Source organism: Streptomyces sp. HSW2009 (assembly GCF_040240285.1).
In the GTDB taxonomy this organism is placed as follows: Bacteria; Actinomycetota; Actinomycetes; order Streptomycetales; family Streptomycetaceae; genus Streptomyces.
The window spans coordinates 1-14,208 of the sequence record NZ_JBEHZD010000160.1 but is presented as its reverse complement, the minus strand read 5'-3'; the positions used below and the strand labels follow the sequence as shown (position 1 = coordinate 14,208).

At 71.8% G+C, this 14,208-nt stretch carries 14 protein-coding genes; 8 read left to right on the top strand and 6 right to left on the bottom strand.

Translation table 11 applies throughout. The features are described from left to right. Positions 1-145 precede the first annotated feature (145 nt). The 3 genes from AAHZ94_RS14675 to AAHZ94_RS14665 all read right to left on the bottom strand — a co-directional run bounded on the left by AAHZ94_RS14675 (position 146) and on the right by AAHZ94_RS14665 (position 2,194). The gene (locus AAHZ94_RS14675) at positions 146-268 is read right to left on the bottom strand and encodes an LPFR motif small protein (protein WP_349993316.1); all 123 of its coding nucleotides are present in this window, start codon (positions 266-268) and stop codon (positions 146-148) included. A 235-nt stretch (positions 269-503) separates the two neighbouring features. Further along, positions 504-1,367, bottom strand: a complete 864-nt coding sequence (locus AAHZ94_RS14670) for an SCO6745 family protein (protein ID WP_349993313.1) — start codon at positions 1,365-1,367, stop codon at positions 504-506. A gap of 68 nt (positions 1,368-1,435) precedes the next feature. Then, complete coding sequence (locus AAHZ94_RS14665; protein WP_349993312.1) at positions 1,436-2,194, bottom strand: enoyl-CoA hydratase/isomerase family protein; 759 nt, start codon at positions 2,192-2,194, stop codon at positions 1,436-1,438. 684 nt (positions 2,195-2,878) lie between these two features. Between AAHZ94_RS14665 and AAHZ94_RS14660 the strand changes: the two genes are divergently transcribed. Next, on the top strand, positions 2,879-3,373 hold the full coding sequence (locus AAHZ94_RS14660) for an ATP-binding protein (protein ID WP_349993311.1): 495 nt from the start codon (positions 2,879-2,881) through the stop codon (positions 3,371-3,373). On the opposite strand, the gene idi is transcribed toward AAHZ94_RS14660, so the two are convergent. From idi to galE, 3 genes are all read right to left on the bottom strand, one after another. Next, the gene (idi, locus tag AAHZ94_RS14655) at positions 3,348-3,959 is read right to left on the bottom strand and encodes an isopentenyl-diphosphate Delta-isomerase (protein WP_349993310.1); all 612 of its coding nucleotides are present in this window, start codon (positions 3,957-3,959) and stop codon (positions 3,348-3,350) included. The two genes, AAHZ94_RS14660 and idi, sit on opposite strands and share 26 nt — an antisense overlap. Before the next feature lie 57 nt (positions 3,960-4,016). Then, the gene (locus tag AAHZ94_RS14650) at positions 4,017-4,964 is read right to left on the bottom strand and encodes a cation diffusion facilitator family transporter (protein ID WP_349993309.1); all 948 of its coding nucleotides are present in this window, start codon (positions 4,962-4,964) and stop codon (positions 4,017-4,019) included. A 755-nt stretch (positions 4,965-5,719) separates the two neighbouring features. Further along, the gene (gene galE / locus AAHZ94_RS14645) at positions 5,720-6,700 is read right to left on the bottom strand and encodes a UDP-glucose 4-epimerase GalE (protein WP_349993308.1); all 981 of its coding nucleotides are present in this window, start codon (positions 6,698-6,700) and stop codon (positions 5,720-5,722) included. 276 nt (positions 6,701-6,976) lie between these two features. On the opposite strand from galE, the gene AAHZ94_RS14640 reads away from it, so the two are divergent. The 7 genes from AAHZ94_RS14640 to AAHZ94_RS14610 all read left to right on the top strand — a co-directional run bounded on the left by AAHZ94_RS14640 (position 6,977) and on the right by AAHZ94_RS14610 (position 14,094). After that, positions 6,977-8,851 (top strand): DUF5941 domain-containing protein, encoded by a 1,875-nt coding sequence (locus tag AAHZ94_RS14640; RefSeq protein WP_349993315.1) that lies wholly within the window; start codon positions 6,977-6,979, stop codon positions 8,849-8,851. Next, positions 8,848-9,597, top strand: coding sequence for a phosphocholine cytidylyltransferase family protein (locus AAHZ94_RS14635; RefSeq protein WP_349993307.1), 750 nt, complete (start codon positions 8,848-8,850; stop codon positions 9,595-9,597). Before AAHZ94_RS14640 ends, AAHZ94_RS14635 begins: the two co-directional genes overlap by 4 nt. Beyond that, positions 9,585-10,646: an iron-containing alcohol dehydrogenase family protein gene (locus AAHZ94_RS14630; protein WP_349993306.1), complete on the top strand. Its 1,062-nt coding sequence runs from the start codon at positions 9,585-9,587 to the stop codon at positions 10,644-10,646. The genes AAHZ94_RS14635 and AAHZ94_RS14630 overlap by 13 nt, the downstream gene beginning before the upstream one ends. Beyond that, on the top strand, positions 10,624-11,409 hold the full coding sequence (locus AAHZ94_RS14625) for a CDP-alcohol phosphatidyltransferase family protein (protein WP_349993305.1): 786 nt from the start codon (positions 10,624-10,626) through the stop codon (positions 11,407-11,409). Before AAHZ94_RS14630 ends, AAHZ94_RS14625 begins: the two co-directional genes overlap by 23 nt. A gap of 41 nt (positions 11,410-11,450) precedes the next feature. Next, a complete protein-coding gene (locus AAHZ94_RS14620; RefSeq protein ID WP_349993314.1) occupies positions 11,451-12,296 on the top strand; it encodes a glycosyltransferase family 2 protein in 846 nt (281 codons plus the stop codon). A 78-nt stretch (positions 12,297-12,374) separates the two neighbouring features. Continuing rightward, positions 12,375-13,310 carry an ABC transporter permease gene (locus AAHZ94_RS14615; protein WP_349993304.1) on the top strand — a complete coding sequence of 312 codons (936 nt, stop codon included), beginning with the start codon at positions 12,375-12,377 and terminating at the stop codon, positions 13,308-13,310. Beyond that, positions 13,303-14,094: an ABC transporter ATP-binding protein gene (locus AAHZ94_RS14610; RefSeq protein WP_349993303.1), complete on the top strand. Its 792-nt coding sequence runs from the start codon at positions 13,303-13,305 to the stop codon at positions 14,092-14,094. The genes AAHZ94_RS14615 and AAHZ94_RS14610 overlap by 8 nt, the downstream gene beginning before the upstream one ends. Positions 14,095-14,208 lie beyond the last annotated feature (114 nt).

The window sequence follows — 14,208 nt, the reverse complement described above, 5'->3', positions numbered from 1 at the left end:
CCCCCCTCCGCGCAGCGCCGCCCGGCCCGTGGGGGGGCCCTGGTGTAAACCCCCCCGCGCCCGGCGTGGTGCCGGGCGGCTGCGGTGTGCTGCGTGGGTGTGGCGGTGCGCGGGCGGGGTCAGGTGGTCACCCACCGGCGCGCGCTCACACCCTGCGGCGGCGTGGGCCGCCGCCAGACGCCGCGCCGAACAGCCGGGCGAGGGCCCGGAAGGGGAGCGTCACGACTGCGGCCAGCGTGCCGCCCACGGCACGGAGGACATCGGCGATGGCACGGAAGGCGGCACTTCCTCCTCGGCTTCGGTTTCCGTCTCGGGCTCCTGTCTCGTCCGCATCGACGACGCGCCCGTCAGAACGCCGCCTGCCGAAACCCGAGTACCCGGGACGTCCCGGATAAACCGATCTGCGCGCACCTGACCCGCCCAATACCGGCCTCGGCGTGCCCCGTTCGGCCCCGGGCGCCGGTGTGCCGCGGCCGGTCCGTCCCCGGCCGACGGCCCGCGGGTCAGCGCTTGGGGAAGAGGTCGGCGGGGAAGGCGCCCCCGGCCACCAGCGTCGCCGCGAACGTCGAGGCGAGCTCCGTCAGCCGCTCGACGCCCGCCGCGCCGAGGTGCTCGTACGGTGCCCGGTCCAGCCGGTCGGTCTGGTTCTCCAGGTCCTTGCGCAGGTCGCTGCCGGCCTCGGTCAGCGTCCCGTCGGCCGCCAACAGGCCGCGCTCGCGCAGCCGGTCCTCGGCAGCCGCCCACTCCTCCTCGGACCAGCCGCGCATCTCACGGGCCCACTCGGGGTTCATCCCGTGATCGCTGGCCGAGTGTGAGACCACCGACTCCAGGCCGTCGAGTTCGGCGTCGACGAGCAGCGCCAGATGGCCGTCGCCGCGGTGCTCGCGCAGCAGCGTCGTCGCGTGCCACAGTGCCAGGACGGGGCTCTGCGGTATGGGGATCTCGGCGTGCGCCGCGTACAGCGGACGGGCGGCGCGGCTGCACGCCTCGGTGGCGCGCACCGCGAGTTCGGCGGCCTCCGCCAGTTCGGCGGAGGCCGCAGCGTCCGCCCCGAGCAGCCGGTGCAGCGCCGCGTCGACCGCGGTGTAGCGGGCCTCGATCGCCGCCTCGGGCGTCGTCACGTCCCACACGCCGGGCAGGTGTTGGGCGACCAGTTCGTGCTTGAACCCGTAGAACGTCGCGGTGACCACTGCGGCGCCCACCCGGCCCAGCGGGGCCGAGCGGGCGGCGAAGTAGACGCCTCGCGGTTCCTTGACGCCGAGTTGCCCCAGCTCCTCGGCGGTCTCGGGAGCGAAGTACGTACAGGAGTGCAGCGGGTTGAGGACGCGGTAGCAGCGCCGGACGGCGCGCTCGGGCAGTGAGGTCATGCCGCGCACGCTACCGGCAGGTAGCCATGGCCGGAAGCGGTGCCGGAGATGCGGCCGGCCGCTGTCAGTTAGCTGGCCGGAAGCGTCCACTGGAAGCGCGGCGCCCGGCGCTCCAGGAAGGCGGTGACCCCCTCGCCGGTGTCGTCGCTGGTACGCGCCTGCTCGGTCCAGTAGGCGATGCGGTCGGGGTCCACCACGCCGGCGATGAACTCCTTCGCCGCGGCCTGCGTGAGCTGCGAGCGGGAGGCCAGTACGCGCGCGAAGTGGGCCACCTCGTGGTCGAAGTCCTCCGGTGCGAAGACCTCGTCCACCAGGCCGCGCAGATGAGCACGCTGGGCGTTGATCAACTCGGCCGAGAACAACAAGTGCTTGGCGGTGGCCTGCCCCACCAGGCCCACCAGCCGGGCGGTGGACGAGGCGGGGTAGACGATGCCGAGCTTGGCCGGCGTGATGCCGAAGGCGCTGTCGCTGGTGGCGAAGCGCAGGTCACAGGCGGCGGCCAACTGGCAGCCGCCGCCCACGCAGAATCCGCGCACCGCGGCGAGGGTGGGCTTGGGGAAGGCGGCGAGCGCTTCTTCGGCCGTCACCGCGAGCCCTTGGGCCTCCTCGCCCCGCTCGATCAGGGAGCCGATGTCCGCGCCTGCACAGAAGGTGTCGCCGTCGCCCGTCAGCACCAGCGCCCGCACGTGCGGATCGACCGTGAGCTTGTCGAGCAGGGGGGGTAGTTCGCGCCACATGTCGTACGTCATGGCATTGCGCTTGGTGGGGTTGTGGATCATGACGGTCGCGATGCCGTCGGTGACCGAATACAGCAGGCAAGGCTCCATGCGCGGATCGTATCCGGGTGGCTGGAAGGCTACGACGAAGATCCCATCGTCTGCTGAGTGGAAGAGATCACTCATCCGGCGGCCAACCCTGGAACAAAGTTCTCACTGACGTTCAGAAGGGGCGATGTGCCTGGTCGGAGACGGGTTGGCGGCCGGCGGGAGACGCATTTCGGGGTGCGAACGGCGCATCGCGTAGGGGGTGCGCGGCGCAGTGGGGGTGGGTGTGGCGGGAGAGTGCGAGCGCCAGGACCACCCGGACGAGTGTGGTCGGCCCCGGCGGGACGGCGCCGCGACGGGCTCGATCCAGCCGCGACGGCCGGCCGGCGCGCGGCCCGTTCCGACGGGGCTCGTACGGAGCCGACCCCCGAACCCGCCGCCGCGTCAGGGCTCGCCCGCGCCCGGCCCGTACCACCGAGGCGCGTCACCCGGTCGGTGTGTGCGACGGCGCCGACGGACGGTGCGGTCCGGACGCGGACGCGTGCCCCATGAGCCGCCCCGAGACGATCAAGGTGCTCCCGGCTGGGCGGACACAATGCGTCGCACTAGTAAACCCGCCAACGCCACCCGGTCAAAAAGTGTCGATAGACGCCGACTTGTGTTCAGTTGGTCGGCGCCACCCCGCGCACTCCTAACACTCGTCACGAATGTCGAGCTACGGCAGTGCTAGATGGGTGGGTATCGGACATGGAGATTCTCGGGAGCGTCCCGCCTGACCCAGGGCAGGCCCCGCCCCGGAGACCCATTGCGTACGAGGGCGTGTGGCGGTTCACGGCCAAGACCGAGGAGGCCGCCGTGCCCCAGGCCCGGCACGCCGTGCGCGACCTGCTCAGGAACCAGCGCGTTCCCGTCGCCGACGAGATCCTCCAGTCCCTGCTGCTGATCGCCTCCGAACTGGTCACCAACGCGGTCAAGCACGCCGCGCTGCTCTCACCGGAGATCGCGATCGAGGTCTCCATCGGACCGCAGTGGGTCAAGGTCGCCGTCGAGGACAACCACCCCTACCGGCCGAAGGCCCTGGTCGCGGACCAGGGCCAGACCGGCGGGCGGGGGTTGCTGCTGGTCAAGGCGGTAGCGGATGAGGTCGGCGGCAGTTACGACGTCGAGCACACCGCGAGCGGCGGCAAGGTCGTCTGGGCCGCGCTCCCGCTGGCCGCTACCAACCCGCGGCAGCGCCCGTAATCTCGCGGATCGTCGGCCGCGCGGTGTCCAGCACGTCCATGAACCACGCCGAGAACGTCCGCTCCGCGCGCAGCTTGTCCAACTCCTCGGGCGTGACGAACGCGGTGTCGGCGATCTCCTCGGGGTCGGGCCGCAGATCGGTCCCGATGAGCCCGGCGAACAGGTGGTTGTACTCCTGCTCCACCAGACCGGAGGCGGGGTCGGGGTGGTTGTAGCGGACCCGGCCCGCCTCGCGCATCAGCAGCGGCGCGGCGCCGAGCTCCTCGCCGGTGCGGCGCGCGGCGGCGACGAACGGCGGTTCGTCCGGGTACGGGTGGCCGCAGCAGGTGTTCGACCAGACGCCGGGGGAGTGGTACTTGCTCAGCGCGCGCTGCTGGAGCAGTAGACGACCGCGGTCGTCGAAGAGGAAGACGGAGAAGGCGCGGTGGAGCCGGCCGGGGGCCTGGTGCGCGGAGAGCTTCTCCGCGGTGCCGATCGTATGGCCGGCCTCATCGACCAGTTCGAGCATGATCGGTTGCGCGGCGGGGGCGGGCACGGTTGCCGCCGCACTGTCGGTGGAGGGGCCGTTGATGGGTGTGGTCGGCATGTCCATCCTCGTCGTTGGGCTTCGGCGGTCCAGTTTGCCGCATGTCAGCGGCATGCGTCAGTGGCACAACCTAGCCTCGTGCGCCGCGTGCCCACCGGGCTCCAACTGGAAGGTGCAGTGCTCCACGTCGAAATGCTCGCCGAGACAGCCCTGCAATTCATGGAGCAACCTCTCATGACCGACAGAATCCAACACCTCCGGGCTTACTACGACATGGGCTGAGAGGACGGGCAGCCCCGAAGTGATCGTCCACACATGGAGGTCGTGCAGCCCCTCGACGCCCGGCAGCGCCAGGATGTGGTCGCGCACCTCGGCCGTGTCCACGTCCTGCGGCGCCCCTTCGAGCAGCACGTTCAGCGTCTCGCGCAGCAGCTTCCAGGTGCGCGGCACGATCATGACCCCGATGACCAGCGAGGCGATCGGGTCGGCCGCCTGCCAGCCGGACGCCATGATCACCCCGGCCGAGACCAGCACGGCCACCGAGCCGAGCGCGTCCGCCAGCACCTCAAGGAAGGCGCCGCGCACATTGATGCTCTCGCTCTGGCCGCGGAGCAGCAGCGACAGCGAGATCACGTTCGCGACCAGGCCGATCGCGCCGAACACCAGGGTCAGCCCGCCCTCGGTCTCGGCCGGGGTGAGGAAGCGGCTGACCGCCTCGTACAGGATGTAGCCGCCGACGCCGAGCAGCAGCAGACAGTTGGCGAGCGCGGCCAGGATCTCGGCCCTGGCGTAGCCGAAGGTGCGGCGCGGGCTCGCGGGCCGCCCCGCGAAGTGGATGGCCAACAGCGCCATGCCGAGGCCGACCGCGTCGGTGGCCATGTGCCCCGCGTCCGCGAGCAGCGCCAGCGACCCCGCGAGCAGCCCGCCCAGGATCTCCAGCACCATCACCGTCAGCGTGATGCCGAGCGCGATCCGCAGCCGCCCGCGGTAGGCGGCGGCAGCGGTGCCCGTCGCCCCGGCGGGCGGGGCCGCGTGGGAGTGACCGTGCTGATGCCCAGCACCCATGAATGCCTCCACATCGGTCATCGGCCGGCCCTGGCAGCGCGGCGTCGATCTCAGTGAACGGGGTGTCGGGGGGTGAATGCAACGCGGCGCTGAATACCGTTGTCATTGGCTGTGACCTGCGCGGATGCCCTACGGGCCGGGATCGTGCGCATGCGCCTGGCGGCGGCCCTGTGCCTGCCCCGCGTCCGCTCTGTATCCGCCCCGCATCCGTCTCGGGCCGGCGCCGCGGCTGCCCGCTCTCGCTCCGTACCTGCCCCCGTCTGCTCGTACCTGCCTGCACCTGTCCGCGGCATTCATCCGCAACCACCCGCATCCACCGGTGCCCGGCAGTACCCGCCGGCACGTGTTCGTACTTGTCCGTACTTGTCTGTATCGCCCCGCGCGGGCCCCGCCGCGGCAGTGGCCCCTGCCCGCCCCACGTCGGCGGCGTGGCCGCGGTGAGCCGCGCGCCCACGGGCTCTCGTACGCGGTGGCACCGGGCCCGGGCCGGCGCGCTCGCCGACGCCGCCCCCCCCCCGCCCGCGGCGCGGGGGGGGGGGGGGGGGGCGCGGCGGGCCCGGGGGCGGGGGCCGGCGGGGGCCGCGGGCGGGGGCGGGGGCGCTGCCCGCGGCGGCGCGCCCCGGGCCGACGGGGGTCGGGGGCGCGGCTGGTGCGGGACGGTCCTGGTGTGCAGGTGTGCAGGTGTGCAGGTGTGCAGGTGTGCAGGTAAGGCGGGGCGGTGGGCGGCCCGGTGTGTCGATGGGAGCCCGAGTGAGTCAGCGGAGCGTGCTCTGGTGGTGGCGCCAGCCCTCCCACGCGGACTCGACCATCTCCCGTACGTCATGCCGGGCCGACCAGCCGAGTTCGGTGGCGATCCGCTCGGCGGACGCCACCACCCGCGCCGGGTCCCCGGGCCTGCGGGGCGCCACCTCGGCGACCGGCCCCGGGTGGTCGGTGACCTTCGCGACCAGTTCGGCCATCTCCCGCACCGACACCCCGCGGCCGGTGCCGATGTTCACGGTCAGGTCGCGCGGCGTGGTCAGGCCGGCCAGCCAGCGGGCCGCGGCCAGGTGGGCGTCGGCCAGGTCGGCCACGTGCACGTAGTCCCGTACGCAGGTGCCGTCCGGTGTCGGGTAGTCGTCGCCGAAGACCAGCGGGGCCCGGCCGCTGGCGATCCGGTCGAAGAACATCGGGATGATGTTGGACACCCCGGTGTCGGCGAGTTCGGGGCTGGCCGCGCCGGCCACGTTGAAGTACCGCAGACAGGCCGTGGCCAGGCCGTGCGTCGCGCCCGCCGCCCGCACCAGCCACTCGCCGGCCAGTTTGGTCTCGCCGTAGGGGTTCATCGGCTGGCACGGGGTGGCCTCGGTGACCAGGTCCACGTCCGGCATGCCGTAGACGGCGGCGGACGAGGAGAAGACGAAGGCCCGCACGCCCGCGGCGACCGCCGCTTCGAGCAGCACGGCCAGGCCGTGCACGTTCTCCTCGTAGTAGCGGATCGGCTGGGCGACGGACTCCGCCACCTGCTTCCTCGCGGCCAGGTGCACCACGCCCGTCACTGCGTGCTCGGCCAGCACTCGGGCCACCAGCTCCCGGTCCAGGACCGAGCCGCGGACCAGCGGCACGTCGGCCGGCAGCCGCTCGGTGACGCCGGCGGTCAGGTCGTCGACCACGACCACCCGCTCACCGGCCGCCCGCATGGCGCGTACGACATGCGCCCCGATGTATCCGGCACCGCCGGTGATCAGCCACGTCATGCCCGCACCCTACCGACCGGAAATCGGCCGCCTGAGCGAAGCGGCGTTTGTCGAGCGCGGCGGGCATCGACCATGATGATCGCTACAGGCCAATCCGTCGTTCACCCGATCGTGAAGTGAATGTGCGGTGAACAGCCTCCGTCGGTGATCCGATAGCCTCTGCCGACGTCCTGCCCGCCGCCCGCGGGGCGGGGCTGGTCACGACCGCTGCCCGGACATTCCATGAACCGGCCGTGAACCGGCGCGACCGTGCCAGTTGCCAAGGAGTGAGTTCGACTGTCGACCGCCATTGTGACCGGTGCACCGGTCGTCGGCTCGTCCGTCGTGGACGACCTGCGGACACTCGGCTTCGACGTCCGCCCGGCGGCCGACGCCGCCGACGCCGCCCGCGAGCTGGCCGCAGTCCCGGCGCAACAGCGCGTCGCCCTCGTCGACGGCCGCTTCACCGGCCATCTGCACGCCCTGCGGCTGGCCCTGACCGACCCCCGCTTCCCCGCCGCCGCCGCGCCCGGCGCGCTCACCGCGCAGCCCGCGGCCAGACCGGCCCTGATACGCGCCCTCGCGGCCCGCGCCGCGGTACCCGCAGGACCAGCCCAGGCCCAAGCCGCCGCCCCGCCCCACGAGACCGCGCCGAGCGGCCCCGCCGCCGGGCCGCAGCCCGCGGCCAACCTGCCCGACCTGCTCGCCGCCGACCTCGCCGCGGCCGAGGTGCCCGTGCACCGCCCCGAACTCGGCGTGCTGGTCGCCACCGTCCCCGCCGACGACGCGGCCCGCGCCCGGGCCAGGGCCGCCATCGCTGACGTCGACCAGGAACAGGTACGGCTGCGCAGCGCGGTCAAGGCCCGCGACGGCTTCTTCACCACCTTCTGCATCAGCCCGTACTCGCGCTACATCGCCCGCTGGTGCGCCCGCCGCGGCTTCACGCCCAACCAGGTCACCACCGCATCGCTGCTGACCGCGCTGGTCGCGGCGGGCTGTGCGGCCACCGGCAGCAGGCCCGGCTTCATCGCCGCCGGGCTGCTACTCATCGCCTCCTTCGTACTCGACTGCACCGACGGCCAGCTCGCCCGCTACTCGCTCCAGTACTCCACGCTGGGCGCCTGGCTCGACGCCACCTTCGACCGGGCCAAGGAGTACGCGTACTACGCGGGCCTCGCCGTGGGCGCGGCCCGCACGGGCGACGGCGACGATGTGTGGGCGCTGGCGCTCGGCGCGATGGTGCTCCAGACCTGCCGGCACGTGGTCGACTTCTCCTTCAACGAGGCCAACCACGACGCCACCGGCAACAACAGCCCCACCGCCGCCCTGTCCGACCGGCTCAACAGCGTCGGCTGGACGGTCTGGGCCCGCCGCATGGTCGTGCTGCCGATCGGCGAGCGCTGGGCCATGATCGCCGTGCTCACCGCCCTCACCACCCCGCGCATCACCTTCTACGCCCTGCTCGTGGGCTGCGCCCTGGCCGCCTGCTACACCACCGCCGGCCGGGTGCTGCGCTCGCTCAACCGCAGGGCCGTTCGCACCGACCGGGCCGCCACCGCCCTCGCCCAGCTCGCCGACTCCGGCCCGCTGGCCGAGGCCGTCGCCCGCGGCCCCTGGCGGCGCGCGGCCGGCCTGCGGTTCGGCGCCCCGCTGCTGGCGGCGGTCGGCACCGCGCTGCTCATCGGCTCGCTGTGGGTGGGCCGGCCGGGCGCCTGGTGGCCCGTCCTGGGCGCCGCCGGGTACGCGCTCTGCGCCGGCCTGGCCGTCGCCCGGCCGCTCAAGGGCCCGCTGGACTGGTTGGTCCCGCCGCTGTTCCGGGCGGCGGAGTACCTGACCGTCCTCGTACTCGCCGCGCGCTCGGAAGTGAACGGAGCGTTGCCCGCTGCTTTCGGTCTGGTGTCCGCCGTCGCCTACCATCACTACGACACGGTGTACCGCATTCGCGGCGGCACCGGCGCGCCGCCGGCCTGGCTGGTGCGGCTGACCGGCGGGCACGAAGGACGCGTCCTGGTGGTCACGGTCGGCGCAGCCCTGCTGCACGGCACCGGTCTCACCATCGCGCTGACGGCACTCGCTGTGGCCCTGGCGCTCGCGGTGCTCATCGAGAGCATCCGCTTCTGGGTCTCCGCCGGAGCACCCGCTGTACACGACGAATCAGGAGAACCCGCATGATCGGCCTCGTGCTGGCGGCAGGCGCCGGGCGGCGTCTGCGCCCCTACACCGACACCCTGCCCAAGGCCCTGGTGCCCGTGGACCCCGCGGGCGAGGGCACGACCACCGTGCTCGACCTCACGCTGGGCAACTTCGCCGAGGTGGGACTCACCGACGTCGCCGTCGTCGTGGGCTACCGCAAGGAAGCGATCTACGAGCGTAAGGAGGCGCTGGAGCGCAAGTACGGCGTCCGCCTCACGCTCATCGACAACGACAAGGCCGAGGAGTGGAACAACGCCTACTCCCTGTGGTGCGCCCGCGAGGTCCTGAAGCAGGGCGCCATCCTGGCCAACGGTGACACCGTGCACCCGGTCTCCGTCGAGAAGTCGCTGCTCGCGGCCCGTGGCAACGGCCAGAAGATCATCCTCGCGCTCGACACGGTCAAGCAGCTCGCCGACGAGGAGATGAAGGTCATCACCGACCCGGCCAAGGGCGTCCAGCGGATCACCAAGCTGATGGACCCGGCCACCGCCACCGGCGAGTACATCGGCGTCACGCTGATCGAGCCGGAGGCCGCCGACGAGCTGGCCGACGCGCTGAAGACCACCTTCGAGCGCGACCCCGACCTCTACTACGAGGACGGCTACCAGGAGCTGGTGAACCGCGGCTTCACCATCGACACCGCCCCGATCGGCGACGTCAAGTGGGTCGAGATCGACAACCACGACGACCTCGCCAAGGGACGTGAGATCGCGTGCCAGTACTGACCCGGCTCATCCCCTCACCGGTCGTCGTCGACATCAGGTCGGGCGCCCTGGAGGACCTGGCCGGGCTCCTGGTCGACCAGCGGATCTCCGCATCGGGCAAGCTCGCCATCGCCATCAGCGGTGGCTCGGGCGCGGCGCTGCGCGAGCGGTTCGCGCCGGCGCTGCCCGGCGCCTCCTGGTACGAGGTCGGCGGCGGCACGCTGGACGACGCGATCAAGCTCGCCGACGCCATGAAGTCCGGCCGCTACGACGCGGTGGTCGGCATGGGCGGCGGCAAGATCATCGACTGTGCGAAGTTCGCCGCCGCCCGCATCGGCCTGCCGCTGGTCGCCGTCGCCACCAACCTCTCGCACGACGGCCTGTGCTCGCCGGTGGCCACGCTCGACAACGACGCGGGCCGCGGCTCGTACGGCGTGCCCAACCCGATCGCCATCGTCATCGACCTGGAGGTGATCAGGGAGGCCCCGATCCGCTTCGTACGCTCCGGCGTCGGCGACGTGATCTCCAACATCTCCGCGGTCGCGGACTGGGAGCTCTCGCACCGCGAGACCGGCGAGCAGATCGACGGCCTGGCCGCCGCCATGGCGCGACAGGCCGGCGAGGCGGTGCTGCGGCACCCCGGCGGCTGCGGGGACGACGAGTTCCTGACCGTACTGGCCGAGGGCCTGGTGCTGACCGGGATCTCGATGTCGGTGGCCGGCGACAGCCGCCCCGCCTCCGGCGCCTGCCACGAGATCAACCACGCGTTCGACCTGCTCTACCCCAAGCGCGCCGCCTCGCACGGCGAACAGTGCGGCCTCGGCGCCGCCTTCGCCATGCACCTGCGCGGCGCGCACGAGACGTCGGCCCTGATGGTCGACGTCCTCAGGCGGCACGGGCTGCCCGTGCTGCCCAGCGAGATCGGCTTCACCACCGACGAGTTCGTCACGGCGGTGGAGTACGCGCCGCAGACCCGCCCGGGGCGCTACACGATTCTGGAGCACCTGGGGCTCTCCACCGACGAGATCAGGGACGCATACGCCGACTATGCCAAAACCGTCAGTAGCTGAACTCCGCCCGGTCGTCCACCCCGAAGGCGTGAAGGACCGGCGCAGCGGTGAGCACTGGGCCGGACGCCTGTACATGCGAGAGATCTCGCTGCGGTGCGACCCGTACCTGGTGAACACCAGGATCACGCCCAACCAGCTCACCTACCTGATGGTGCTGGCCGGCATCCTGGCCGGCGCCGCGCTGCTGGTGCCGGGGCTGACCGGGGCGCTGCTCGGCGCCCTCCTCATCCAGCTCTACCTGCTGCTGGACTGCGTGGACGGAGAGGTGGCCCGCTGGCGCGGGCAGACCTCGATCACCGGGGTCTACCTGGACCGCATCGGCCACTACCTGTCGGAGGCGGCGCTGCTCGTCGGCTTCGGCGTCCGGGCGGCCGACGTCTTCCACCAGGAGGGCGACTCGACGAACTGGATGTGGGCCTTCCTCGGCACGCTCGCCGCGCTCGGCGCCATCTTGATCAAGGCCGAGACCGACCTGGTGGACGTGGCCAGGGCCCGCAGCGGACTGCCCGCGGTCAAGGACGAGGCGGCGACGCCGCGCTCGTCGGGGATCGCGCTGGCCCGCAAGGCGGCTGCGGCGCTGAAGTTCCACCGCCTGGTCGGCGGCGTGGAGGCGTCGCTGGTCATCCTGCTCGTCGCGATCCTCGACCTGACCCGCGGCGACCTCTTCTTCACCCGGCTCGGCGTCGCCGTACTCGCGGCCATCGCCCTCGTGCAGACGCTGCTGCACCTGGTGTCCATCCTCGCCTCCAGCAGGCTCAAGTGAGCGCCACCGCCGGGCTCACCGTCGGCGCGGTCATCCTGACCATGGGCAACCGCCCCGACGAGCTGCGCGCCCTGCTGGACTCGGTGGCCCGCCAGCAGGGAGCGCCGGTGCAGGTCGTCGTGGTCGGCAACGGCTCGCCGCTGCCGACCCTGCCGGCGGACGTACGGACCGTGGAGCTTCCCGAGAACGTGGGCATCCCGGCCGGCCGCAACGTCGGCATCGAGGCGTTCGGGCCCGGTGGCCGGGACGTGGACGTGCTGCTCTTCCTCGACGACGACGGGCTGCTGCCCGGCGATGACACCGCCGAGCTGTGCCGGGCGGCGTTCGCCGCCGACCCGGCGCTCGGCATCATCAGCTTCCGCATCGCCGACCCCGACACGGGGGAGACCCAGCGGCGCCACGTGCCCCGGCTGCGCGCCGCCGACCCGATGCGCTCCTCGCGCGTGACCACCTTCCTCGGCGGCGCCAACGCGGTGCGCACCCGGGTGTTCGCCGAGGTCGGCGGGTTGCCCGACGCCTTCTTCTACGCGCACGAGGAGACCGACCTGGCCTGGCGGGCGTTGGACGCCGGCTGGATGATCGATTACCGGTCAGACCTGGTGCTCTTCCATCCGACGACGGCTCCGAGCAGGCACGCCGTCTACCACCGGATGGTGGCCAGGAACCGGGTGTGGCTGGCACGGCGCAATCTGCCGCTCCCGCTGGTGCCCGTTTATCTGGCGGTATGGATGGTGCTCACGCTGGTCAGGAAGCCCTCGGGGCCGGCGTTGCGCGCGTGGTTCGGCGGGTTCAAGGAAGGCTGGACGACGCCCTGCGGCCCGCGACGGCCGATGAAGTGGCGTACGGTATGGCGCCTGACCCGGCTGGGCCGACCTCCTGTGATCTGAGAAGCTCTGGTCTGAGAGCATCGGGCGCGATCCTGGGCAGGGCCCCGGCAGCGCACCTTGAGGACGAAAGTGTCAACTGTGAGCGAGACTACGCACGACAGTGTGGTCGCCATGACTTCCCCACCATCCCCCGACGACGGGCTGACCCCCGCCGAACTGGCCCGCAAGTACGGCCTGTCGGTGAGCGGCGCCCGGGTGGGGCTCGGTGAGTACGTCCAGCAGTTGTGGGGCAGGCGCCACTTCATCTTGGCCTTCTCGCAGGCCAAGCTCACCGCCCAGTACAGCCAGGCGAAGCTCGGCCAGCTCTGGCAGGTGGCGACCCCCCTGCTCAACGCCCTGGTGTACTTCCTCATCTTCGGCCTGCTGATGGGCGGCCGGGGCGGCATGAAGAACCACGACTACATCCCCTTCCTGGTCACGGGCGTCTTCGTGTTCACCTTCACGCAGACCTCGGCGATCGCCGGCGTACGGGCGATCTCGGGGAACCTGGGCCTGGTGCGGGCGCTGCACTTCCCCCGGGCCGCGCTGCCCATCTCGTTCTCGCTCCAGCAGCTCCAGCAGCTCCTGTTCTCGATGATCGTGCTGGCCATGGTGCTGGTCGGGTTCGGGCACTACCCGGACATGTCCTGGGTGCTGATCGTCCCGGTGCTCATCCTCCAGTTCGTCTTCAACACCGGTCTGGCGATGGTCATGGCCAGGCTCGGCAGCAAGACGCCCGACCTGGCGCAGTTGCTCCCCTTCATCACCCGGACCTGGCTGTACGCGTCCGGCGTGATGTACAGCATCCCGGCGATGCTGGAGAAGAAGGACGCCCCGCAGTGGCTTGAGGACGTGCTCCTCGCCAACCCGGCGTCCGTCTACATCGACCTGATGCGCTACGCCCTCATGGACGACTACCCCGCCGCCAACCTGCCGCCGCACGTGTGGCTGCTGGCGCTCGGCTGGGCCGTGCTGGCCGGCGTGGGCGGGTTCCTGTACTTCTGGAAGGCAGAGGAGCAGTACGGCCGTGGCTGAGGAATCCCCCGAGCAGACGCCGGCCGACCAGCGGCCCACCGTCATCGCCGACGACGTGCACATCGTCTACCGGGTCAACGGCGGCGCCCGCGGCAAGGGCACCGCCACCGCCGCGCTCAGCCGCATCATCGGCCGGACCTCGTCCCCCGGCATGCGCGAGGTGCACGCGGTGCGCGGGGTGACCTTCGTGGCCTACCGGGGCGAGTCGATCGGACTCATCGGCTCGAACGGCTCCGGCAAGTCCACGCTCCTGAAGGCCGTCGCCGGCCTGTTGCCCACCGAGCGCGGTCACGTCTACACCGACGGTCAACCCTCGCTGCTGGGTGTGAACGCGGCGATGATGAACGACCTGACCGGTGAACGGAACGTCATTCTCGGTGGTCTGGCCATGGGAATGTCGCGCGAACAGGTCCGCGAGCGGTACGACGAGATCGTCGACTTCTCCGGCATCAATGAGAAGGGCGACTTCATCACGCTGCCGATGCGCACGTACTCCTCCGGCATGGCGGCCCGACTGCGGTTTTCCATCGCCGCGGCCAAGGACCACGACGTGCTGATGATCGACGAGGCGCTGGCGACCGGGGACCGGAAGTTCCAGAAGCGCTCCGAGGCCCGCATCCGTGAGCTACGCAAGGACGCCGGCACGGTCTTCCTGGTCAGCCACAACAACCGGTCGATCCGGGACACCTGCGACCGGGTGCTGTGGCTGGAGAAGGGCGAGCTCCTGATGGACGGCCCGACCGATGAGGTCATCAAGGCGTACGAGAAGGAGACGGGCCGGTAATCACCCCGCCCGACTGGCGGCCCCCCCCCCGGGCGGCCCCGGGGGGGGGGGGGGGGGGGGGGGGGTGAAAGAGGGGGGGGGGGGGGGGGGGAAGTGATTGATGTTGGGGGTTTT